Consider the following 22,866-nt stretch of genomic DNA (forward strand, 5'->3'; position numbering starts at 1 on the left):
AGATGGAAGTTCGAGGTGGCAAAAAGCGCCACATCAAATTCCCCTATTTTTCTCCCGAGCCTAAACGACTCAACGAGCTTTTTATCTTTAATCTTTTTCACAGGTGAAGAACCATCTTGTGCTTTCTTTTGTAACAGCTGCTCTCCCAAAATCTGTGGTTACTTTTACACGACTGAAACCTGCTACTTTTAACATGGTTAGAAAGTCTTCAATTGGGTATGTTCGCTCGTAATGGCGTTCATCAAAGCGCTCATACAAAGATGTTTCTGCATTTAAAACGTAAAAGGTTAAGTCATGTTCAATGCTATGTGGGTTTTCACCTTCGTAGCTCGTCCATAAAAAACTGATTTCTTCGGATTGGTCATTATACATATAACCTGGAAAAATTTCGTCAATTTGGTACGTTGAATGGACATCAAATAGGAATGTTCCACCATTTTCTAAAATTGAAAAAACTTCTTGGAAAACTTTTAAAACAGCTTCGTCATCTGGCATATAGCAAATTGAATCGGAAAAACAAGTCACCACTTTATAGTGACCTATCTCAGATAAATCAAGCATGTTGCCTTCCAATAAAGGTAGCTTTAGCCCTTTTTTCAGCGCGCGTTCATTCGCTAAACTTAACATGTTCTCTGATAAGTCTAAACCCGTTACATCAAATCCAGCTTCTTTCAATGTCACAGCTAAAGCACCTGTTCCGCAAGCTAATTCAAGAAGACTTTGTCCCTCGTTCTTGATTTCTTGTTGAACGAAGGATAGCCAGTCTTCATATAATGAATCATCCATAATTGCATCATAAACTTGAGCAAAAGTTTGATAACTCATAATTAGCTGACCATTTCACTAATATCAACTAGTGGAGCGTCACTCCATAATTTTTCTAAGTTGTAAAAAGCACGTTCTGAATAATGGAAGACATGAACAACTACATCACCTAAATCAATTAAAATCCATTTCGCTGAATCGCGTCCTTCAACTCGTTTCACTTCAACATGAGCTGCTTCTGCATTGTCAATCACTTCATTCATAATTGCTTCAACTTGTTTTTCACTATTTCCGTGCATAACGACAAAATAGTCTGCCAAGATTGAAATTGTACGTACATCTAAGGCCATAATATCCTCAGCACGCTTGTCGTCTCCTGCCTTTACGGCAATTTTTAATACTTCTTCGCTTGATAATGTCAAATTAGTTCCTCCTATGATTTAACAACCCAGCTATTGTAGGTTGCAATGGTTAATGGGCAAATCTTTGCATTTTTTTCAATTAGATACAGTAGCGTATGCTTCGTTTCAAAAGCAACAGCAGCATCGAGATCAGTGATAGCCAATTTTCTAGCTTCAGCAACACCTGGAAAATCTCTTCCTGGCTCAATGTAATCTGCTACATAAATAATTTTTTCTAAAAGTGACATCTCGCTTGCTCCTACAGTATGATGACGAATGGCATTCAAAATATCTTCATCATCAATCCCAAGTTCCTTCTGAACAAGATAGGCTCCCACTGGCCCATGCCAAATTTCATTGCCATACTCTAGAAGCTCTAAAGGAAACCCTTCACGCTGAATAATTTCACGCATCTCATCTGAATCACGCTCTTTTGCATAGTCGTGAGTCAAGGCAGCAATACTCGCCGCTTCTAGACTAGCTCCGTAGCGACCAGCTAAAGCAATGGCCATTTCTTCTACACCTAAAACGTGTTTAAAACGGCGTTCACTCATTTGCATCTGAACACGTTCTAATAATGAAATTCGATCTAAACGAAAGTACTGATTTCCATAAACCATATCGGACTTAGTCATTTTGATACAACTCCTTTTCCTTAATATAAGCTAAGGTTTTATCAGGAATTAAATACTGAACTGAACAGCCATTTTTAATTTTTTTTCGTAATCCTGTTGAGCTGATTTCCATGGCTGGAACATCTACCCAGATAAGTGGATACGGACTACTATCGGCGTAATTAGGTCTTTTTACTGCTACAAATTGTACCATTTGAATCAACTCGTCAATTCGATACCATTTTGGCAAATAATCAACCATGTCACCACCAATAATAAAATAATAGTCAATTTCGGGATGAGCTTTTGTTAATTCTAGCATTGTATCAAAAGTATAACTAATACCACCACGTTGGATTTCACAACTTTCTAATCCAAATAAGGGATTGTCTTCAATCGCTTTTTCGACCATTGCAACTCGATGTTCAGCTGCAATAGCTTCTTTTTTATCAATGTGAGGCGGATTAGCATCTGGCATAAAATAAACTTTATCTAAGCCTAGTTGTTGGCAAACTTGGTCTGCAATCACTAAATGACCAATATGAGGTGGGTTAAATGTTCCACCAATAATGCCTACTCGAATTCGCTCTTCTGGTAATGATTCTACTTCAGTTAACACATTCGTTTGACTTTGCACATTAATCACCTAACCTCTTTACTACTATTTAACGGCTTGCTCGAGGCAATTCCGTTGAAATTCGTTGATATTTTTCTTGTGATGAAGGTTTGAATAAGACAATAACACGACCAATCACTTGCACAGCATTAACTTTTAAGGCTTTTTCTAAAGCAAGGGCAACATCATCTACTTCTTCATCTGTGTTTTGTAATAAACTAACTTTAATCAGCTCTCTTTTTTCAACAGCTTCGCCAATTTGTTTCACCATATCGTCATTTAATCCACCTTTACCAACTTGAAAAATAGGGGTTAAATGGTGCGCTTGGCTACGTAAAAATCTTTTTTGTTTTCCTGTTAACTTCATTTAATACTTCACTCCATCCACTTAGCTCAAACCAAGTAGTTATTTTCTTTTAAATTAATGATTTACGAATGACTACGTCCACACCTTTTGGTGCCCATCCAGCTACAACAGCTCCTGGTTCATTGACTGTTACCCACCCTAGACCAGCAAAAACAATATCGCTACGTTCTTTAACTGAGAATTCAAAACGGACAAGTTCTGGGAAATTATCAACCTCATCTTTACGAGGTGGTTGCAACATTTCACCAACATGATTTGCGTATAGTTCATCCGCTTTTTCTAACTTCGTACGGTGAATTTTCAAGTCATTAGAAGTATAACATGTAAATGAACGTCTGCCACCTTGAATATAATCAAAACGAGCCACACCACCAAAAAATAATGTTTGACCTTCGTTTAATTGATAGACCATTGGCTTAATCTCTTTTTTAGGAGCAATTAATTTCAAATCTTTATCACCTAGTACATGCGCCATTTGATGGCGATGAATGATCCCTGGTGTATCAATCAAGCTTTTTCCATCATCTAACGGGATTTCAATTCGATCTAAGGTTGTCCCTGGAAATTGAGAAGTCGTAATAACATCTGCAACTCCTGCTGTATTTTTTATGATTTGGTTGATTAATGTTGATTTCCCAACATTTGTTACACCCACAACAAATACATCACGACCTTCACGATATTTTTCAATGGTTTTTAGCAAATCATCCATTTCTTTAGGTTTCATTGCACTGGTTAAAATAACATCTTTAGGTCGTAAACCTTCTTCATGTGCACGCTCTCGCAACCATTGAGTCATTTTGCCACGTTTTAATGAATGTGGCAGCAAATCAACTTTATTTCCGACTAACAACACAGGGTTATTGCCAACAAAGCGATGCAAACCTGGAATCAAACTTCCATTGAAATCAAAAATATCAATGACATTTACAATCAACGCGTCCTCTGCTCCGATTTCATTTAATAATCTCAAAAAATCATCATCGGTTAGTTGTACATCTTGAATCTCATTGTAATGGCGCAATCTAAAGCAACGTTGACAGTACACTTCACCATTTTCTAATCCTTTTTCAAGTGCTGAAACAGGTGTATAACCTAGTTCCCCTGGAGCATTTGTTTGAATAACTGCTCCACAGCCGATACAGCGGATTTCTTCATTTAAATCAACTTCATTCGTTGTCATCGATTGTTTTCCTCCAACTCATTTCAGGATGTTTTTTCCATAGATATTTCATAATACGACGTTCCATTGCACGATTAAATTTTGTATTCCAAGCATCTGATTCTACAACTGGCTTGACTAAAACATTTTGAATTCCAGCTGCATTTGCCCCACGAATATCTGTCATAATTTGATCACCAACCATTAAAATTTGGTCTTTAGGCAAATCAACTAATTTTTGAGCTTCTTTAAAACCTTTTGTTAATGGCTTCATTGCTCTTTGTACATATTTTAAACCTAATTGATTTACAACTCGCTCAATTCGTACTGCTTTGTTATTTGAAATCACGACAACTGGGATCCCAGCATTTTTCATTTCTTCAATCCAAAGTAACAATTCTTCTGTACCGTCAGGGTTGTTCCAAGCAATTAGCGTATTATCTAAATCTGTTAATACAGCTTTAAAATTGCGTTTTTTTAATTGTTCTGGTGTAATTTGATAAATGGCTTCGACCATCCACGTTGGTTTGAATTTAGTAAACATAAGCTCTCCTTAACATTAAAATAGGAGCACTAATCAATCAGCACTCCACCGCTTTTCTTATTCGCTTTATTATACGCTACTTTCAAGGAAATTTCACCTATTTAATTTATTTCCTATGATTTGTCAAACTATTTTTAATGAAAAAAGATGGAATAAGTTACAGTAGTCTACGATAAAATTTCCAAATCAAGTTGTGTATGATGAAAAGCGGCTTGATTATTCAGTTGGTTTTTTTCTTTTTTAAATCAAAAAAATTAGAGTGCTATTCTATTTGAATAACAATCTAATTTTTAGTTATTGATCAATTCGACCAAATGTTTTGATAGGCCAGATGCGATAATCAGCCACACCTTGAATGTCATCAGCTTTAATGTAGCCAATCATTCGGCTATCTTTTGAATTTTGTCGGTTATCACCTAACACAAGGTATTCTCCTTCAGGAATAACTTCATCACCCGTGATTTGTTCTAAAGTAAAATCATTTGTTAAAAGAGTTCTTTCAGGTAACTGAGCTTTATACTCATCAAGATAGGGTTCTTCATAGGCTTTACCGTTGATTTCTAGGACATCATTTTTATAAGAAATACTGTCTCCAGGTAAACCAATTACCCGTTTCACATAATTCTGACTCGGATCATCTGGAGCAGGGAAAGTAACAATCGAAAATCGTTTGACCTTTTCCATTTTCAAGAGCAAAATTCTGTCACTGTTAGCTAACGTCGGACTCATTGACTCTCCTTTAACAATAACCGGTGAAAAAATGAATGTTCGTAATAATAAAACCACTGTTAATGCCACAGCTAAAGTTATCAGAGTACTAAAAAGCTCTCTTATAAATCCTCGAGAATTTGATTTCCCATTCATTTTTTTGCTCATAACTAACTAAACCCCTTTAAATTAAAATCATACTGACAAAATTATTATACCAAATTAATCGTAAGGAGATAGCTTTATTATTTTTTATTTTTGCTTAGTTAGTTGAAAAAAGTGAATATATTTTGATTCCATAAATTAACTATTCCCTATATGGCAGTGTTTATATAGTCTGTTTTAAGTTTAGTTCTATTTCTATCCTTGTTTAAAAATACATTAATTTAGTAAATTCTTAATTATTTATTTGTTAATGGACTTCTTCTTGCGGTTAATCCTCGCCAAATAATGTAACTTAAAGCAAAATCAATCATGCTATGAACAACCGAACCCACTCCGACAAGCAGGATTATCGATTGCATAAACCCTTGACTATAGAATGTGCCGGCCGCATTTCCCGTAAAATAAAATACAGCTACAACAGCGACTTCTGCTGCTCCATGAATAATACCTATTCCAAGTGAAAAAATTTGAGATTTAACAGGCGATTTCAAAATAGTTGGGTATTTCTTTAAAATTAATGCACCTACTAAAGCAAATAGCACATGAGACAACGCTCGCATTACAATAATAATTGGAAAACCACCAATAAAAAATCCAAAAGTAGTTCCTAATGCAACTGCCACCGCAACTGAAGGTGAGATAAACATGGCAATAAAAATAGCAACATGACTTCCTAGTGTAAAGGAAACAGGCTCCATCATAAATCTCACCGGACTAAACATCGGGATTAGAATCCCTACTGCAATTAATAACGCCGAAATCGTCAGGCGCTGAACTTTCCCTGTCTTCAAATAACCACTCCACATAAATGAATTTACACATGTCTTGACACATATATAAATTCATTATAGCGTTATCCATTCAGATGTCAAGACACCTTATTCGTTTTGATATAAAATACCCAATTTAGTCAACTCTGCTTTTATTTTTAAAAATGTTTTTTTGTCTTTACAAGCAATTGTATGCAAATGAATTCCATTTGTTAAATGAGATAGTGGTAAAGCTTGATTCTCTGACATTTTAACAAAAAAATCATCCACTTCACTTCGAGATCTGATTGTTAATTGTCCAATCAATTCACCATATAAGGCATGCTCGACAATAACATTCACAATCTCTCCACCATAATCTACAATCGTATAAAGTTCTTCTCTCATTTCTTTTTCAGTATGTTGGCAAGCAATTTGCCCGATAAACCGCTCTTCAATACTCGCTTTAGGAATAATATATCCACGAGGTGTGGCAAGGATATCCATTCCTTCTGCCCTTAACAAAGCGACATCTCCAACAATAATTTGACGACTCACATTTAATTCTTTAGCTAATTGAGACGCGCTTATTGCTTGACTACTTTTAGTTAAAGAAACCACTATGGCTTCTCTTCTCTCTATGGCTTTCATCTCACTCAGTCCTTTTTTAGTTTATATAAGTATTATACAACATAGCTTAAATGAAAACAGAAAAGATTCATTTAACCACATCTATTTTGCCTCTTTTTTTTAATTTTGGTATACTAACTTTGACACAAGAAAAGAGGCATTTTATGAAAATAACTTATACACTTTCTAAAAACGATTATCTGGCTACACAAGAATTTATACTTGACTACTCCAAACAGTTTAAAAAACAGCTTCGGATGCAACGAAATTTGATTCTTGGCATTTTTTTTATTACCTTGGCCCTTTTACTTCAGCTAACTGCAAAATCAGGTTGGCAATTGACTTGGGTTACAACTTTTTTAATGATTTTAGCTCTTGCTCTTTTCGTCAGTTTATTTTTCTTAAAGAAAATGACTAAAAAAATGGCTTTACGCAAGTTAGAGAATAATGGAGACATGCATCCAGAATTATTTACTTTAACACGAAAAATCGAATTAGGAAATAAACAAATTAAAACACGTATGGGTACAAATCCACCGACAACTGTCCAATGGTCAATGGTTCAAAAAGTGATTATTAAGCCTGATTTTATTTTATATTTTATCAATGATAGTCAAGCTAACTTACTTTACTGTCCTTCAATGAACTTATCCAACACTGACTATGAGGAATTAAAACAATTTATTTATAGCCATTTACCTAATGAGCGTATTAATGAAATAAAAGAAAAAGCTTCAGAAAAATGAGTTTCATTTTCCTGAAGCTTTTTTATTTTAGAGTTTAATGTTTTTCAACATAAGCCCATTTGTACGAATACTCAGGTCCAACAATTTGGCGAGCAAGGTCTTTAATATACGGTTTTTGTAACACAGCATTGTAGCGTTGATACATTGGACCAATACCAGCTGTTTTCATCAAGATTTTTTCAGCTTCTAACATTTGATCCCAACGTTTTTCTGGATCGGCTAAACTAGTCGTTCCAATTTCAGTTAATAATTGATCATATTCAGCATTAGAATAATGTGAACGATTATTACTGTTATCTGTTCCAAATAATTCTAAATAATTAATTGGATCTGGATAATCTGCACCCCAACCAGCAACTTGGATATCGTAATCCATTTGGTTATTTAATTGAACACGAACTTTAAATGGTACATTTTTCAATTTAATCGTTAAACCAGGTAAGTTTTCTTGAAGTTGATTTTGCATAAATTCTAACGAACGTTTTGCATTTTCTGTATCATCCGATAACATCTCTAAAGTAACTTTGTCGGTACCAATTTCTTTCAAACCTTTTTCCCAAAGTTTTTTCGCTTCTTTTTGATTATATGATAATAAGTTTCCATTTTCTTTACGGAAATCTTCCCCATTTTCTGGGTCTTTAGCTAGGCCTTCTGGTACTAACCCATCTGCTGGGATAGAGCCATTTTGTAAAACAGTATCTGAATAAGCTTGTTTATCAAATGCCATTGAGATAGCTTTACGGATATTTTCATTTGCTAAAGCAGTATCTTTGTCGCCACGTTTTTGATTGTATTTCAAGTAGAAAACAGATGACGTTGGAATACTAATTAAATCTGGATCGCCATCACGCGTTTGAACATACTCTCCTGAAAGCTTCATTTGATCAATATCTCCTGAATCATACAAGTTTAAGGCTGTTCCGGTTTCTTTTACAACGTCAACATTAATTCGGTCTAACTTAACTGCTTTTTTATCCCAGTAACTGTCATTCTTTTTATAAGACCAGCTTAAGCCTGTTCCATCCCAGTCTGTTAACTCAAATGGACCATTATAAACTAAGTTCTCACTATTTTTAGCAAAATCTTCGCCTTTTTCAGTTACATATTTTTCATTTTGTGGCATATACATTGTTAAACTTAATAAATCTTTAAAATAAGGAACTGCTGCAGCTAATTTCACTTCTAAGGTCGTAGCATCAATTGCTTTAATCCCTAAATCAGTGACAGGTTTTTCCCCTTTTGAAATTTCACTTGCATTTTCAATAATACCAGACATCATGTATGAGTATTGAGCTGCTGTTTCTGGATTAACTACTCTTTGCCAAGCGAACACAAAATCGTTGGCTGTTACAGCATCTCCATTTGACCATGTTGCATCTTCTCTAAGCTTAAATGTATAAGTTAAACCATCTTCACTAACTGTTGGTTCTTCTTTCGCCATTCCTAAAACATTTTCTCCGTCTAACCCTTTACGGTATAAACCTTCAAAAACATTATTCATAACAATTGAACCTACCGCATCTGTGTTTAAAACTGAGTCCATTGTTGGAATTTCAGCTGATTCAATTAAATTTAATTCTTGTTTTTCTGCTAACTCACCACTATTAGCTGTTTTAGAGCCCGAATCTGTGCTTGAGTTATCTTTGTTTCCTCCACAAGCAGCTAAAACAATCGTTGAAAACAATGCTAAACTAGCTAATCCAATTACTTTACTTTTTTTCAAAAAAAAACCTCCCATAGTTGATTCTATATGCTCTTTTTTAAATAGTTTTTACCAAACTAATTAATTGAAGTTTATCATTGAATTTAAAAGCTATCAATTTGATTCTATCATTTTCTAATCTATGTCTCATATGTCTCTAAATTTTTTAATGGGATTCTCTTTTTTGTGAATTTAAGTTATTTTAAAACAGAAAAAAGTTCGTTGAGTGTTAAAATCTGTTAGAAAAAAGAAATACAGCTATGTGTTTCTTTTTCTAAGTTGCTAAAGCAAAAAGAATCATAATAGACCAGTAGTTTGGGATTATTCCGGTCGATGTATACTGTGCTTCTAGAAACATGACAAAAAAACTAGGAAAAGCCGGTTAGGCCCTTCCTAGTTTAGATCTTTATTTATCTTCTAAATACGTCCATTTGTAAGAGTAATCTGCTCCAACTAAGTGGTAACCGATATCTTTAACAGTTGGTTTTTCTAAAACTGCCCAATAACGTTGATAGATTGGTGCAATTGCTCCGTTATCAAAGAGAACTTTTTCAGCTTCTAACATTTGTTCCCAACGTTTTTCTGGATCAGTTAAGCTTGTTGTTGAAATTTCTTTTAATAAACTATCATATTTCTCATTAGAGAAACCTGATTTATTGTTTCCATTTCCAGTTTCAAACAATTCTAAGAAGTTAATTGGATCAGAGAAATCTGCACCCCAACCAGATAATTGAATATCGTAATCTTGTTTATCATTGTTATCAATACGAACTTTAAATGGTACGTTTCTAAGAGTAATTTTCAGTCCATCTAAGTTTTCTTCTAATTGACCTTGCATAAATTCAGAAGAACGTTTTGCATTTTCTGTATCATCTGAAAGGAATTCTAAATCTAATTTATCTACACCTAGTTCTTTCAGACCTTTTTTCCAAAATTCTTGTGCTTTTTTAGCATCATATTTTGATAAATCGCCATTTTCTTTACGGAAGTCTTTATCGTTTTTAGGATCTTTTGCAAGTCCAGCTGGTACTAAACCATTAGCCGGTACAGAACCGTTTTGTAAAACAGTATCTGCGTATGCTTGCTTATCAAACGCCATTGAAAGAGCTTTACGAATATTTTCGTTTGCTAATGGTGTTGCTTTTCCGTTACGCTCTTGGTTAAATTTCAAGAAGAATACTGAAGAAGTTGGGAATTTTTTCAAATCTGGATCATCTTGTCTTGTTTGAACATATTCACCAGTTAAAACCATACGGTCAATTTGACCATCATCATATAAGTTTAATGCAGTTGATGTTTCTTTAACTACATCGACATTGATTTTATCTAATTTTACAGTGTCTTTATCCCAGTACGTATCATTTTTATCATATTCCCAAGATAAACCAGTTCCGTCCCAAGCAGCTAATTTAAATGGTCCGTTATAAACCAATGCATCACTATTTGATGCATATTTTTCGCCTTGTTCAGTTACAAATTTTTCATTTTGTGGGTAATACATTGCTAATGATAATAGTCCTTTAAAGTATGGAACTGCACGTTCTAATTGAATTTCTAGTGTTTTATCATCAACAGCTTTAACACCTAATTCATCAGGTTGTTTTTCTCCTGCAATTACAGCAGAAGCATTTGCAATAACACCATCCATCATGTAGCTATATGGTGCTGCTGTTGTTGGGTCTACTAAACGACGCCAAGAGAAAACAAAATCACCGGCAGTAACAGGATCTCCGTTTGACCATTTTGCATCATCGCGGATTTTGAAAGTATAAGTTAATTTATCATCACTAATTTTTGGCTCTTCTGCTGCCATTCCTAAAACAGGATTGTTATCTAAGTCTTGACGGTATAAACCTTCAAAAACGTTATTCATAACAATTGAACCAACAGTATCTGTATTCATAACTGAATCCATTGTTGGAATTTCCGCACTTTCAATTAAGTTTAGCTCTTGTTTTTTTGCCATTTTACCTGAGCTGTCTTTTGAAGCTGAGTCACTTGCCTTATCAGAGCCACTACCGCCTCCACAAGCTGCAAGAACTATCGTTGAAGTTAAAGCAATTCCTAATAAACTAACTAATTTACCTTTTTTCATTTTCATTCCTCCGACTTCATAACCTTCTTAAAAGGTTCACTTTTTTTTAAACTAAGTAGTTGCCTTTTCACAACTTCTTTTTAACATATTATCACCTAATTTTAATAATTTCAACATATAAGTTTATTTTTTTAATCTTTTTTTAACACGAATAATAAAATACCGTAGTTCTTTTTGGTGCAAATGTTATTAAATAGCGATTTACTAATTTTATTTTTTTTGTCACAATTATAAAATTAAATGATAAACTAAGAAGAAAATTAAACTACTTATTAAATAATCCCAGAAAATTTAACACTATTATTTAACAAATACAAAAAAATAAAGGGAACTTTTTTTGGAAAAGCTCCCTTTATTACAAACATTACACTTTGCGATTAACAATTCTTATATAGGCTCTGGCTGTAAACAAATAAAATATACTATAAATCAATATGAAACAGGCACTAGCAACGTACCCTAACCATAGATCTGTATTGAGTAAGACTTTAGACATTGCATGGATTGCCACATAAGTATGCAATGATCCTATTATAATTGGAAATGCAAAAACAAAAGCCGTTTGTCGATAGATTGATTTTTGAATTTCTTTGGAACTGACTCCAATTTTCTTTAAGATACGATAATGGTGCAACTCTTCTTCAGCTTCGGATAGTTGTTTTAACATAATAATACTGCCAGTCGCAAACATAAATACCAATCCTAAGAAAATAGCAACATACATAATTGAACCCACTGACGAATAGACCGTTGCTTCATAAGGCTGTCTCAAAACGAAAAGATTTCGTGGGGTAAAGAAAACATCCTCCTCTTTCGAGTCAAGAAAGACACTTTTATTGTAGGACTCTAATCTATCGGCAAGTGTTTTATTAAGAGCTTGGCTGTCTGCATAATTGCTCAGCATTATGCCACGTCTAGTAAAAGTTGCAACAGGATTTTTTATCTTTTTATACAATTCATCTGTAACAACCAGAACGTCTCCATTGACAGCCCTAGTACCAAAAGGAATATGATCATCAAAACCTTGAATCGTCACATCTATGGATTGATTCTTTAGCTGAATTTTTTTTTGAATAGGATTATCAAAAATAGTTGAAAGAAAATATTGGCTAATTAAAAATCCCGAGGATGAATCCTTTAAGTTGATTTTTTTTCCATAATTTGAGACTCCAACGATTTTATTATAGTCAGATTCGCTAATAACGCTATAAAAATTAGCAGTTTCTTTTTTTGAATTGTCAGATTTGCCACTAATTACTTTAAATTCACCCGTTGCTTCCTCACTAATTTTAAACTTCGGAAACTCATTTAATGTATCTTCTATTATTTTTTTTACTTTTGTATTACTTGCTTCATAATGAATATCAAAGGATGTCGTTAAATCAATTGTTCCTTCCGTAAATGTATAAAGAGCTGCTGCCCCGCCAACTGCACATAAGGTTGTAGCACTTAGAACAGCGATGGTTGCAAGTGTGTTAGCATTTCTTTTTAAGCGAAACAAAAGGCTACTAATCATTAATAAATTTAAACCTCTATAGTATAACTTTTTTTGTCGTTGGCTAAATTTGATTAAAATAACTAAAAAAGCATTAAAAAATAAATAAGTTCCAACTACAGTATTAATGACAATACTTAAAACAATGCCTAAAAAAATATACGAACTAGAAAATCCTAGTATTGAAATTAAATTTAGTGCCGTCCAATAACCTAAACCAATTAAAAAAATACCTAATAAGCCTCTTATTAGTGTAAAAACAGTCGCTTTAGGAATTTGATTTCCAACACCGCTTGCTTTAAACAAGTCAATGATCTTATAGCGATAAACCAAGCTAGCGTTTTGAATTGCAACAATAACAAAAATAAAGAGAAAAACAAGACAGGTTTGACTAATGGCTGCAGACGAGAAATTAAAATGAAAATCGATTTTTAAACGCATCACAGCTAATAGAATCATAGCAAATAGTTTCGATAATAAACTACCTAATAAAATCCCTATCAATAAAGCTCCAGCACCCAGAATTAGGTTTTCTAAAAAAAATAGTTGGGCTATTTGCCACTTTCTCATACCTAATAAATTATACAAGCCAATCTCTTTTTTACGTTTTTTAATAAAAAAAGCATTGGAATAAAACATAAATAAAACCACAAATATCAGAATCATCACACTGCTGACTTGTAACAATGTATCAACTTTAATACTATTCTCTGCAACTTTTTTTAAAATTGGACTGTAAGCCATCAAAATAAATGTAAAATACACCATTATTGAAAAAGACATCGAGACAAAGTACACAAAATAATCTCGGAATTGTGTTTTCATATTTTTAAAAGCTAGCTTAGATAAGGTCATGGCTAATGCCTCCACCAATAGTTGCCTGCATTTCAATTATTTTTTGGAAGAATTGCTTTCTAGTTCCATTACGGACAATTTCAGCAAATAAAAGACCATCCTTAATAAATAAAATCCGACTACAGTAACTTGCTGAAAAAGCATCGTGTGTAACCATTAAAATAGTTGTCTCTTCCAAACGATTAATCTCTGATAAGTACTGTAATAATTCTGTGGCAGCTTTTGAATCTAGTGCTCCTGTAGGCTCATCAGCAAAAATTAACTTAGGTTGTGTAATAATTGCTCTTCCCGCTGCTACCCGTTGTTTTTGCCCAATAGATATTTCCGCTGGATATTTCTCTAGCAATTCCTCAATCCCCAAAATTTTTGCAACTTTCACGACTTGTTCTTCCATAATAGTGACCTTTTGTTTATCTAATGCCAGTGGCAGTAAGATATTTTCTTTAACTGTCAGGGAATCCATCAAATTAAAATCCTGGAAAATAAAGCCTAATTCATGACGTCTAAACTGACTCAAACGACTCTCTTTCATCAGTGTAACATCTGTCCCATCAATTTTCACATGCCCCGTTGTTGGACGATCAATTGTCGACATAATATTTAATAAAGTCGATTTACCTGCCCCACTTGGGCCCATAATCCCTATAAATTCACCTTTTTCAATATCAAAACTAATATTTTCTAAAGCGATATACACATTTCCTTTTTTGCCATATGTTTTTTTAAGTTGGTTCACTTCGACAATTTTTTTCATCATTTCACTCCTTTTTCTTTAAGAGTCTTATGCTATCAGTGTACCAATAAAATTCAAATCCTAAAAGTTAATTCCCTTACATTTCTTTAAAAATTCTTACACTTTTGTCATGAAAGAAAACTTAATTAGGATTATCTAAAATTTAAAGGAGATAGTTGCATCTTTTCGCTCCTTTGTTTAACATAGTAGTAAGAGAACTTATTTGATAGATAGAGATAGAAAGAAACGGGGAATAGACATGTTTAAAATAATGATTGTGGAAGATGATGAAACGATTCGCGAAAGTGTTTCTGATAGCTTGCTAAAATGGGATTTTGATTGTTTTTCTACGACCAATTTTGCCAATACTTTAACTGACTTCATCGAAGAAAAACCCCATTTGGTTCTACTAGATATAAATTTACCTGTTTTTGATGGGTTTTATTGGTGTCAAAAAATTAGAGAGATTTCAAATGTACCAATTTTATTTATTTCCAGTCGTAGTACAAATATGGATATGGTTATGGCCATGAATATGGGTGGCGATGACTTTATTAATAAACCCTTTTCAATCGAAGTTTTGATTGCTAAAATCAATGCCGTTTTGCGTAGAACGTATAATTATGCTGACCAAGCAACAGATGCTATCCAACACAACAACGTTATTTTAAACTTACAAGATGGCTCAGCAACTGTTAACGATACACATATCGACTTGAGTAAAAATGAGTATAAATTATTACACTTATTAATGAAAAATCATGGAAAAATTATTAGTCGTGAAAAGCTTTTACGCGGTTTATGGGATGACGAACGCTATGTGGATGATAATACGTTAACGGTTAATATTAATCGATTGCGTAAAAAAATTGATCAAGCTGGAGCAGTTGGTTATATAGAAACAAAAATTGGCCAAGGCTATATCATTCCTTAATTAAGCTAGTCCTTCGGAAAAATAGGAAATGGTAAAAATGACAAAAAGCGGCATTCCTCCCATTTCCTATTTTTCTGCCAGGCCTAAACGGCTCCACAAACTTTTAATACAAAGAGAGGGAAACATAATGAATGGATTTAAGTTTTTAAAGGATCAGTGGATTTTAATTGTCTTTTGGTTTATCGGCTTAGGTATTTTAAATTTAGTTTTAATCCTGGATCCAAATCAAACATTCAATATAGATAATCTTATTTACGTTTCACTTCTATTAACTGTTTTCTTTTTATTTTTATTAGCTGGACTCTATGTTTATTATTCTAAATGGTACCGTGAAATTGAAGAAAAACGCGACACTGGAGAAGATGGATTACTTTCATTCTTAGATGGAGCGATGAATGAGGAACAGCATTTTATTCAAGATTATATTAATGATATTCTTGTCCTACATCAAAAAGAAATCAACCGTCTCACTAAAGCCCAGCAAGATCAAAAAGATTTTGTAGATAGTTGGGTTCATGAAATCAAGGTTCCGCTAGCTGGAACAAAACTAATTATTGAAAGCTTAGAGGACGATATTCCAGAAAGAAAATTGTATCAACTGGAAAATGAATTAAAAAAAATGAATCATTACGTTGAACAAGTACTCTATTTTTCGCGAATTGATAGCTTTTCACGCGACTATTTGCTACAAGAATATAGTTTGGAAAAAATAATTAATACCGTTATTCGTGATAATGCTTTATATTTCATTCAAAACCATTTAACCTTAGAATTTGATGCGGAAGATCAAAAAGTCTTAACCGATGAAAAATGGCTGATTTTTATCGTTGAACAAATTCTTTCAAATAGTATTAAATACACCCCTGTTGGTGGAACAATCACAATTGGTCTTTCTAAAAACAACTTGGGTGCCTGGTTAACTATTACCGATACGGGTATTGGAATTCCTTTGGAAGATCAACGAAGAATTTTTGATAAAGGTTTCACTGGCTATAATGGTCGGGTTGATACAAGCCATCATTCTACTGGATTAGGTCTTTATCTAGCTAAAAATTTAAGTGAAAAATTAGGTCATCGTCTCTTTGTTGAATCAACTGTTGGAGAAGGAACAACGTTCAAAATTCTATTCCCATTTCTAACTTACTTCAATGATGAATCTGAAGAGAGTCAATTTATTCCAACTAAACCATAAATAAAAAAAGATATGAAGCTGAGTAAAATCTAGCTTCATATCTTTTTTTTAAACATCGCTATTAAAGAGCAGGATTCCATAAAACAACTTTTTCAGTTGCTAATGATTTTTGGACATCAATAATTCTCTGATTAGAGCTTCCTCTAAATTGCAAAGTTAAGTCCTTCTTTGCAAGCTCAAAACGCCCATCTACAACAATATCAATTAGCCCAAGTAATTCCAATTTATCTGGTGTTTCTACCATCAATTCTTCCCAAAGGTAGCCTGTCCATGACCAAATATCTTTCGTATTTCCATATTCTTGACGAATTCTTTTGGCTAAACCGATTGCGACTTCTGTATTTAAAAAAGGTTCTCCACCCAGTAAAGTTAGGCCTTGCACATAAGAATGGCTTAAGTCTTCAATAATCTGGTTTTCTAATTCTACTGTATACTCAATTCCATAGTTAAAAGACTGAGCGACTTTATTGTAGCAGCCCTCACAAGCAAACAAACAGCCACTAACATAGAGACTACATCTCACCCCTTCACCATCAACAAAATTAAATGGCTTGTAATCGGCAATTTTTTGTTTGGAAAGCTTTTCTGACTGCCATTCTTGCGGTTTTGGATTACGCATAGCTGATCTCACCTATCTATTTCATATGTTTGACACGAGACGATATTTCTTTATGACGACCATGTACCATTGGTCTAGCTTGTGGATTACCTAAATAGCCGCACGTACGTTTTACAACGTCACAAGTTTTAGGGTCATGATTGCCACACTGAGGGCACTCAAAGCCACGTTCTGTAGGCTCGAAATCTCCATCAAAATCACATTTATAACAATGATCGATTGGTGTATTCGTTCCTAAATAGCCAATTTTATCATAAGCGAAATCCCAAACTGCTTCTAAAGCTTTTGGATTTTGACGCATATTAGGATACTCACAGTAATGAATAAATCCACCACTAGCAAATTGCGGGTAGTCTTTTTCAAATTCAAGTTTCTCAAAAGGTGTCGGATTTTTTCGAACATCATAATGGTAACTATTCGTATAGTACTCTTTATCTGTAATGTCTTTAACTAATCCAAATTTTTCTGTATCTAAGCGACAAAAGCGATCAGTTAAACTTTCACTTGGTGTCCCATAGACACTAAAATGATAATCATATTTATTTGACCAAGCATCTGTTTTCTTTTTCATAGTTTCGAGAATCGCTAAGGTAAATTCTTTCGCTTCTTGATTCTGCTCCCATGTACCACCGTAAAAAGCTGTTGCAACTTCATACAGACCGATATAGCCTAATGAAACGGTCGCTCTGCGGTTTTTAAAGAGTTCATTAACTGACTCTGTTTTATTCAATCGTTTACCAAAAGCACCATGCATATATAAAATAGGGGCATTACTTGGCGTCGCTTCTTTAACCCGTTCTACACGATAAACTAGTCCATCTTTACAGATGTCTAAACGCTCGTTTAAGAGATTCCAAAAGCGTTCTTTATCTCCATTAGCTTCCATAGCTATTCTAGGTAAATTCAATGTTAAAACACCTAAATTCATTCGACCAGAACTGACATCAACACCATTTTCATCTTGCCATCCTTGTAAAAATGAACGGCAACCCATCGGCGTTTTAAAACTTCCCGTCAACTCAACAAGTTTGTCATACATTAATACATCTGGATACATTCTTTTTGTTGCACATTCTAGTGCTAATTTTTTCAAATCATAATTTGGATCTGTTTCGTTTAAATTCACTCCACGCTTCAACGTGAAAATAAGCTTAGGAAAAATAGCAGTCCGTTGTTCTTTTCCAATTCCTTTTATGCGTACTTTTAAAATCGCTTGTTGAATTTCACGCTCAATCCAGCTCGTTCCCAAACCAAATCCTAATGATGTAAAAGGTGTTTGTCCTTGCGAAGAATAAAGTGTGTTTATTTCATACTCTAGACTTTGCATCGCATCATAAATGTCTTTATCTGTTTTTTCTTTAGCAAAAGCCAATTGGCGTTCTTCGCCGTCAATCCATTCTTTTGCAGTTGCTAAATGTTTTTTATAATTTAACTCTGCAAATGGCGCTAAAACTTCATCAATTCGATCTGCACTGCAACCACCATATTGGCTTGAAGCTACATTGGCAATAATTTGTGCCATTTGAGCGGCAGCTGTTTGAATAGATTTAGGGCTTTCTACTTCTGCATTTCCAATTTTAAAGCCTTCGGTTAACATCGTTTTAAAATCAATTAAACAACAATTTGTCATCGGTGAATAGGGCTGATAATCTAAGTCATGATAATGAATCTCACCTTTTTGATGTGCATTGGCAACATGAGGAGGCAACATTTTCAACCCCATTGATTTCCCAACAATTCCTGCTGTCAAATCACGTTGAGTATTAAAAACTTCGCTATCTTTATTGGCATTTTCATTAACAACTGAGCGATCTTTATTAATTAATTTTTCAATTGTGAAGTTGATATCTGTTGACTGAGCGCGTTCAAAATCGCGAGTAGCTCGATAATTAATATAGCGATCTGCAAGCTCCACTTTCTTTTCACTTAAAAGAATATGTTCGACAATATTTTGAATTTCATAAATTTTGATATCTGTTGTAAAACGAGCAAGAATTTCTTGGTTAATTTTATCCATGATTTCTTTAATTTCATTTTCTGTTTGTATAGCCGTATCTACATTCACTTCTTTTTCTGCTTTCATTAAGGCTTCATAAATTTTTTTATCATCAAAACGAACGGAACGTCCATCCCTTTTAACAACCAACAAGTTCAATACTTTACTAGCATCTTCATCACTAACCAATTTATCACTAGTCAACTCAACCATTAAAACTCCACTCCTTTATCTTATCTCTTAATTATTCTATCCTATTTCCATTTATTTTACAAACTATATATAGTGATATTTTATTGTTTATCCACTATTGACAACTACATATGGTATGATTTTTTCTATTCATAAATTTTTTTTGTTGATTTACGTTAAAATAAAGAGCCCTATTCGTTTCTACATTCGATCTGTAAAAACTCGTTAAAACTAAAAAACAAATGTTAAATCGCTTCTAAATGCTTTTTAATTTTTTCACAAAGTAACCAATACTCTTTTTCTACGAAAAGCTTTAGATAGCTTGTTTTCATTTTCTTTCAGATTTAATAATAAAGTAGCATGATTTATGCTGTTTTATAAAAAATAAAAAGACTCAGCGATTTTCATCTTAGCTAGAATCATTTATCTTCATTCAACTAGTATTTATCGGCTATATAAAATTGAAAAAAAAGTAAATAGTTGAATAAAAAAATCCCTACTCAAAAATGAGTAGGGATTAGTAATACTAAATTATTTACCTAAAGCTGTTTTAGCTTGTTCAGCAAGAGCTGTGAAAGCAGCTGCATCATGAACAGCGATATCAGCTAGCATTTTGCGGTTGATATCAATCTCAGCTAATTTTAAACCGTGCATTAATACACTGTAGCTCATGTTATTCATACGAGCTGCTGCGTTGATACGTGCAATCCATAATTTACGGAAATCACGTTTCTTTTGACGACGATCTCTGTAAGCATATTGATAAGATTTCATCACTTGTTGATTTGCTACTTTAAATAATTTACTTTTAGCTCCATAATAACCTTTCGATAATTTTAGAACTTTCTTGCGGCGCTTGCGGGTAACTGTTCCACCTTTTACACGTGGCATAGTAATTTCCTCCTTATAAGAACTAACGATTTAATCGAAAGTCTATCCAATAATTTTTTAGTTGCTAGTTTGATTGAAACCAATCCTAATCTAGCTCAGTTAAGCAATAATAGCTTATTTCATTTGTGATAATTGTTGACGAATACGTTTGAAATCGCCTTTTGATACCATACCAGCTTTACGTAATTTACGTTTTTGTTTTTGTGATTTGTTTGCAAACATATGGCTTGTGAAAGCATGATGACGTTTTAATCCGCCACCACCAGTTCTTTTAAAACGTTTAGCAGAACCACGGTGTGTTTTTTGTTTTGGCATTTGTATTTCCTCCTTAAAAATCCATCGATATTACTTATCGTTCTTTGGTGCTAAAAGCATGAACATACTACGTCCATCCATTTTAGGTTTTGATTCAACTGTTGCAAGATCTTCAGTTTCATCAGCTAATCGAGTTAAAACTTTATGTCCAATCTCTTTATGAGTAATGGCACGACCTTTAAATCGGATCGAAGCTTTAACTTTATCTCCCTTTTCAAGGAATTTACGAGCATTACGTAATTTAGTATTAAAGTCATTTACATCAATTGTAGGACTCAAACGTACTTCTTTTACATTAATGATCTTTTGGTTTTTACGGGCTTCGCGTTCTTTTTTCTGTTGTTCAAAACGGAATTTACCGTAATCCATGACACGAGCAACTGGTGGTTTTGCAGTTGGTGCAACTAAAACTAAATCTAAGTTAGCTGCTTCAGCAATTTGTAGAGCTTCACTTTTAGTTTTCACTCCAAGTTGTTCTCCATCGCTGCCAATTAAACGTAACTCACGTGCACGAATGCCGTCATTTACCATCATATCTTTTGCTATGGTCATTCACCTCCATTAAATTCGAGAGAAAGTACAGCAGAAAAATAGACGAGTTCGACTGAACCCGCCTATAAATATCCGAACATATGCATAAAGCATAAGAATTCTTCGTTTATATTATCTAGCCCAGCGACTCTAACGTCAACTTAGGCGAGAAGCGGGTGCTTCTGCTTTGTTTTCTCAACTTTTAAATCATACCATCATTTTGTAAACATGTCAATTGTTTCATATGCTTTTTTATTATATTTTTCTCTAACGAACACTTCCGCGACTATAATACTGTAACCCTGGTTGCATTGGGGTTCCAAATAATTCACTAATCGTCACAAATTTATATCCCTGTGCCGTTAAATCTTTCAAAATACGTTCAAGTCCATCAGCTGTCGTTGGATGAATATCATGCATTAAAACAATAGAGCCATTTTGGGCATTCTTCATTGTTTCTTGATAAACTGCCGTACCATTTTTACTCTTCCAATCCATTGTATCTACTGACCATTCAATAATTGGCATTTTAACATCACTGGCTAAAGCATTTGTGATTGCTCCATAAGGTGGACGCAATAGGTTTGTCGTATAACCAGTTAACTCTTGAATCGTTTGATTTGTTTGATTGACTTGATTTAATGCTTTCTCTTTAGGTAATGCAGTTAAATCAGGGTGACTCCAACTATGATTTCCGATTTCGTGTCCTGCATTTATTTCTTGTACAACCAAATTCGGATAAGCTGCTGCATTTTTCCCTAGTACAAAAAAGGTTGCCCGTGCATTATATTTTGCTAGTAAATCTAAAACTCTTGGCGTTACAGCAGGATCGGGACCATCATCAAAAGTCAGCGCGATGACTTTTCCTGATGATGGAAGTTTAGCTTGTTGACTCTCAATAATTCTTTGTCTTTCTTCTGCTGCTTTTCTTTCAGCTTCTTTTTGAGCGCGAATGGCTTCTTCTTGTTTGACTTCTTCTGCTACTTGTTGATTTAAAGCCTCGGTCATATACTCAGCTTTTAATTGTCGACGCAATTGATTTTTAGCAAAACCAACTATTTCAATACCTTGCTCAGTTGGAAATTGAAAAATAAGTTCATTATTTGATAATCCATAATGGGTTGTATTTTCAAATCCTACCTCATTCACTTGTTTCATAATTTCCATCTTCTGTTGATCAGATAATCCGACAGATTCTTCTACTTTTTTAGTTAATTTCGTTTTTATTTCTTGGTATCCAGTTTCTTCATCATTAAATAGTTCATGAAGCATCAATGGATTTCCTGTTTTGGTAGAAATTGTCGTTACATCTGCTTTTCGTTGTACGGTTTCAAGTTCTTGATTGACTTTTAAACTCTTAACAATCTTTTTTTCTTCGATTTTATACGTAATGCTTCCTGTATTTGTTGTATCTTTTGTATAATTCAATAAGAATGCAGTCATTCTTGGTAAATAATTTTTTAATCGTGTTTCACTTTTCAAGTCAACTAATCGTCTATTTAAATAATCATTTAGTTGTTTTTCAGCTGTAGTATCCGTTGTTTGTGGTTCCAAAAAAAAGGCCCCAACTTCTGGGTATGTAATTTTTTTATATTTATTTTTTTCTACTGCAGTACTATTACTGATCAATCCTAAAAAAATAACTCCTCCAACAATACAACTAACTGCTATCTTTGCTAAACTATTTTTCATTTTCATATGGTTCCACTCCAACTCATAATAGACTCCCAACAGAAATAATCGTAACATATATGTAACTTTTTTAATATACCTAATTATTAATAAAAGTATTAAGATTTTATATAATTTTAATCAAAGAAGCACTCAAGCAAATTATTTATGCTCAAGT

The 22,866-nt window shown here is 33.6% G+C and carries 23 protein-coding genes; 3 read left to right on the forward strand and 20 right to left on the reverse strand.

Features of this window, described 5'->3' with window-relative positions; all coding sequences use genetic code 11:
* Positions 1 to 87 precede the first annotated feature (87 nt).
* From MHI00_RS10815 to MHI00_RS10860, 10 genes are all read right to left on the reverse strand, one after another.
* A complete protein-coding gene (locus MHI00_RS10815; protein ID WP_010053400.1) occupies positions 88 to 825 on the reverse strand; it encodes a class I SAM-dependent DNA methyltransferase in 738 nt (245 codons plus the stop codon).
* A 2-nt stretch (positions 826 to 827) separates the two neighbouring features.
* The gene (rsfS, locus tag MHI00_RS10820) at positions 828 to 1,187 is read right to left on the reverse strand and encodes a ribosome silencing factor (protein WP_015075982.1); all 360 of its coding nucleotides are present in this window, start codon (positions 1,185 to 1,187) and stop codon (positions 828 to 830) included.
* 11 nt (positions 1,188 to 1,198) lie between these two features.
* Complete coding sequence (yqeK, locus tag MHI00_RS10825; protein ID WP_445662562.1) at positions 1,199 to 1,786, reverse strand: bis(5'-nucleosyl)-tetraphosphatase (symmetrical) YqeK; 588 nt, start codon at positions 1,784 to 1,786, stop codon at positions 1,199 to 1,201.
* Between the two features lie 7 nt (positions 1,787 to 1,793).
* Positions 1,794 to 2,426 (reverse strand): nicotinate-nucleotide adenylyltransferase, encoded by a 633-nt coding sequence (locus tag MHI00_RS10830; RefSeq protein WP_016356382.1) that lies wholly within the window; start codon positions 2,424 to 2,426, stop codon positions 1,794 to 1,796.
* Between the two features lie 19 nt (positions 2,427 to 2,445).
* Positions 2,446 to 2,763: a ribosome assembly RNA-binding protein YhbY gene (gene yhbY / locus MHI00_RS10835; RefSeq protein ID WP_010053393.1), complete on the reverse strand. Its 318-nt coding sequence runs from the start codon at positions 2,761 to 2,763 to the stop codon at positions 2,446 to 2,448.
* Between the two features lie 49 nt (positions 2,764 to 2,812).
* Entirely contained in the window at positions 2,813 to 3,946 is a 1,134-nt protein-coding gene (gene yqeH / locus MHI00_RS10840) for a ribosome biogenesis GTPase YqeH (protein WP_015075979.1), read from the reverse strand.
* The gene (locus MHI00_RS10845; protein WP_010053390.1) at positions 3,933 to 4,469 is read right to left on the reverse strand and encodes a YqeG family HAD IIIA-type phosphatase; all 537 of its coding nucleotides are present in this window, start codon (positions 4,467 to 4,469) and stop codon (positions 3,933 to 3,935) included. The genes yqeH and MHI00_RS10845 overlap by 14 nt, the downstream gene beginning before the upstream one ends.
* A 294-nt stretch (positions 4,470 to 4,763) precedes the next feature.
* Positions 4,764 to 5,345, reverse strand: a complete 582-nt coding sequence (lepB, locus tag MHI00_RS10850) for a signal peptidase I (RefSeq protein WP_056999953.1) — start codon at positions 5,343 to 5,345, stop codon at positions 4,764 to 4,766.
* A gap of 233 nt (positions 5,346 to 5,578) precedes the next feature.
* Entirely contained in the window at positions 5,579 to 6,133 is a 555-nt protein-coding gene (locus MHI00_RS10855) for a hypothetical protein (protein ID WP_010053386.1), read from the reverse strand.
* Positions 6,134 to 6,220: 87 nt separating this feature from the next.
* Positions 6,221 to 6,742: a transcription repressor NadR gene (locus tag MHI00_RS10860; RefSeq protein ID WP_015075977.1), complete on the reverse strand. Its 522-nt coding sequence runs from the start codon at positions 6,740 to 6,742 to the stop codon at positions 6,221 to 6,223.
* Positions 6,743 to 6,885: 143 nt separating this feature from the next.
* Here MHI00_RS10860 and MHI00_RS10865 point away from each other — a divergent pair, with 143 nt between their 5' ends.
* Positions 6,886 to 7,467, forward strand: a complete 582-nt coding sequence (locus tag MHI00_RS10865; protein ID WP_057001475.1) for a YcxB family protein — start codon at positions 6,886 to 6,888, stop codon at positions 7,465 to 7,467.
* 34 nt (positions 7,468 to 7,501) lie between these two features.
* Here MHI00_RS10865 and MHI00_RS10870 read toward each other — a convergent pair whose 3' ends face one another.
* From MHI00_RS10870 to MHI00_RS10885, 4 genes are all read right to left on the reverse strand, one after another.
* Positions 7,502 to 9,190, reverse strand: a complete 1,689-nt coding sequence (locus MHI00_RS10870; protein WP_010051870.1) for a peptide ABC transporter substrate-binding protein — start codon at positions 9,188 to 9,190, stop codon at positions 7,502 to 7,504.
* Positions 9,191 to 9,575: 385 nt separating this feature from the next.
* Positions 9,576 to 11,264, reverse strand: coding sequence for a peptide ABC transporter substrate-binding protein (locus tag MHI00_RS10875; protein WP_010051868.1), 1,689 nt, complete (start codon positions 11,262 to 11,264; stop codon positions 9,576 to 9,578).
* Between the two features lie 364 nt (positions 11,265 to 11,628).
* Entirely contained in the window at positions 11,629 to 13,614 is a 1,986-nt protein-coding gene (locus MHI00_RS10880) for an ABC transporter permease (RefSeq protein WP_341113600.1), read from the reverse strand.
* On the reverse strand, positions 13,601 to 14,368 hold the full coding sequence (locus MHI00_RS10885) for an ABC transporter ATP-binding protein (RefSeq protein ID WP_010051865.1): 768 nt from the start codon (positions 14,366 to 14,368) through the stop codon (positions 13,601 to 13,603). The genes MHI00_RS10880 and MHI00_RS10885 overlap by 14 nt, the downstream gene beginning before the upstream one ends.
* A 238-nt stretch (positions 14,369 to 14,606) precedes the next feature.
* Between MHI00_RS10885 and MHI00_RS10890 the strand changes: the two genes are divergently transcribed.
* Positions 14,607 to 15,281, forward strand: coding sequence for a response regulator transcription factor (locus tag MHI00_RS10890; protein ID WP_015075972.1), 675 nt, complete (start codon positions 14,607 to 14,609; stop codon positions 15,279 to 15,281).
* A 127-nt stretch (positions 15,282 to 15,408) separates the two neighbouring features.
* Entirely contained in the window at positions 15,409 to 16,473 is a 1,065-nt protein-coding gene (locus MHI00_RS10895; protein WP_010051862.1) for a sensor histidine kinase, read from the forward strand.
* Between the two features lie 61 nt (positions 16,474 to 16,534).
* Here the strand turns inward: MHI00_RS10895 and nrdG are convergent, their stop codons facing one another.
* From nrdG to MHI00_RS10925, 6 genes are all read right to left on the reverse strand, one after another.
* Complete coding sequence (nrdG, locus tag MHI00_RS10900) at positions 16,535 to 17,092, reverse strand: anaerobic ribonucleoside-triphosphate reductase activating protein (protein ID WP_341113603.1); 558 nt, start codon at positions 17,090 to 17,092, stop codon at positions 16,535 to 16,537.
* Positions 17,093 to 17,108: 16 nt separating this feature from the next.
* The gene (gene nrdD / locus MHI00_RS10905) at positions 17,109 to 19,301 is read right to left on the reverse strand and encodes an anaerobic ribonucleoside-triphosphate reductase (protein ID WP_341113604.1); all 2,193 of its coding nucleotides are present in this window, start codon (positions 19,299 to 19,301) and stop codon (positions 17,109 to 17,111) included.
* 510 nt (positions 19,302 to 19,811) lie between these two features.
* A complete protein-coding gene (gene rplT / locus MHI00_RS10910) occupies positions 19,812 to 20,171 on the reverse strand; it encodes a 50S ribosomal protein L20 (protein WP_010051859.1) in 360 nt (119 codons plus the stop codon).
* Between the two features lie 114 nt (positions 20,172 to 20,285).
* Entirely contained in the window at positions 20,286 to 20,486 is a 201-nt protein-coding gene (gene rpmI / locus MHI00_RS10915; RefSeq protein WP_010051858.1) for a 50S ribosomal protein L35, read from the reverse strand.
* 30 nt (positions 20,487 to 20,516) lie between these two features.
* Positions 20,517 to 21,038 (reverse strand): translation initiation factor IF-3, encoded by a 522-nt coding sequence (gene infC / locus MHI00_RS10920; RefSeq protein WP_029451331.1) that lies wholly within the window; start codon positions 21,036 to 21,038, stop codon positions 20,517 to 20,519.
* A 246-nt stretch (positions 21,039 to 21,284) separates the two neighbouring features.
* Positions 21,285 to 22,715 carry a polysaccharide deacetylase family protein gene (locus MHI00_RS10925; protein ID WP_016356375.1) on the reverse strand — a complete coding sequence of 477 codons (1,431 nt, stop codon included), beginning with the start codon at positions 22,713 to 22,715 and terminating at the stop codon, positions 21,285 to 21,287.
* Positions 22,716 to 22,866 lie beyond the last annotated feature (151 nt).

This window comes from Carnobacterium sp. FSL E2-0243 (genome assembly GCF_038003605.1).
GTDB lineage: Bacteria > Bacillota > Bacilli > Lactobacillales > Carnobacteriaceae > Carnobacterium > Carnobacterium maltaromaticum.

What these genes read in the sequence shown, in the direction of transcription:
- MHI00_RS10890 (WP_015075972.1), top strand. Translation starts at nt 14,607, where the DNA reads ATGTTTAAAATAATGATTGTGGAAGATGATGAAACGATTCGCGAAAGT.
- yhbY (WP_010053393.1), bottom strand. Translation starts at nt 2,763, where the DNA reads ATGAAGTTAACAGGAAAACAAAAAAGATTTTTACGTAGCCAAGCGCAC.
- yqeK (WP_445662562.1), bottom strand. Translation starts at nt 1,786, where the DNA reads ATGGTTTATGGAAATCAGTACTTTCGTTTAGATCGAATTTCATTATTA.
- nrdD (WP_341113604.1), bottom strand. Translation starts at nt 19,301, where the DNA reads ATGGTTGAGTTGACTAGTGATAAATTGGTTAGTGATGAAGATGCTAGT.
- infC (WP_029451331.1), bottom strand. Translation starts at nt 21,038, where the DNA reads ATGACCATAGCAAAAGATATGATGGTAAATGACGGCATTCGTGCACGT.
- MHI00_RS10925 (WP_016356375.1), bottom strand. Translation starts at nt 22,715, where the DNA reads ATGAAAATGAAAAATAGTTTAGCAAAGATAGCAGTTAGTTGTATTGTT.
- yqeH (WP_015075979.1), bottom strand. Translation starts at nt 3,946, where the DNA reads ATGACAACGAATGAAGTTGATTTAAATGAAGAAATCCGCTGTATCGGC.
- MHI00_RS10885 (WP_010051865.1), bottom strand. Translation starts at nt 14,368, where the DNA reads ATGAAAAAAATTGTCGAAGTGAACCAACTTAAAAAAACATATGGCAAA.
- MHI00_RS10815 (WP_010053400.1), bottom strand. Translation starts at nt 825, where the DNA reads ATGAGTTATCAAACTTTTGCTCAAGTTTATGATGCAATTATGGATGAT.
- MHI00_RS10865 (WP_057001475.1), top strand. Translation starts at nt 6,886, where the DNA reads ATGAAAATAACTTATACACTTTCTAAAAACGATTATCTGGCTACACAA.
- MHI00_RS10860 (WP_015075977.1), bottom strand. Translation starts at nt 6,742, where the DNA reads ATGAAAGCCATAGAGAGAAGAGAAGCCATAGTGGTTTCTTTAACTAAA.
- MHI00_RS10880 (WP_341113600.1), bottom strand. Translation starts at nt 13,614, where the DNA reads ATGACCTTATCTAAGCTAGCTTTTAAAAATATGAAAACACAATTCCGA.
- lepB (WP_056999953.1), bottom strand. Translation starts at nt 5,345, where the DNA reads ATGAGCAAAAAAATGAATGGGAAATCAAATTCTCGAGGATTTATAAGA.
- rpmI (WP_010051858.1), bottom strand. Translation starts at nt 20,486, where the DNA reads ATGCCAAAACAAAAAACACACCGTGGTTCTGCTAAACGTTTTAAAAGA.
- MHI00_RS10875 (WP_010051868.1), bottom strand. Translation starts at nt 11,264, where the DNA reads ATGAAAAAAGGTAAATTAGTTAGTTTATTAGGAATTGCTTTAACTTCA.
- MHI00_RS10895 (WP_010051862.1), top strand. Translation starts at nt 15,409, where the DNA reads ATGAATGGATTTAAGTTTTTAAAGGATCAGTGGATTTTAATTGTCTTT.
- MHI00_RS10845 (WP_010053390.1), bottom strand. Translation starts at nt 4,469, where the DNA reads ATGTTTACTAAATTCAAACCAACGTGGATGGTCGAAGCCATTTATCAA.
- nrdG (WP_341113603.1), bottom strand. Translation starts at nt 17,092, where the DNA reads ATGCGTAATCCAAAACCGCAAGAATGGCAGTCAGAAAAGCTTTCCAAA.
- rplT (WP_010051859.1), bottom strand. Translation starts at nt 20,171, where the DNA reads ATGCCACGTGTAAAAGGTGGAACAGTTACCCGCAAGCGCCGCAAGAAA.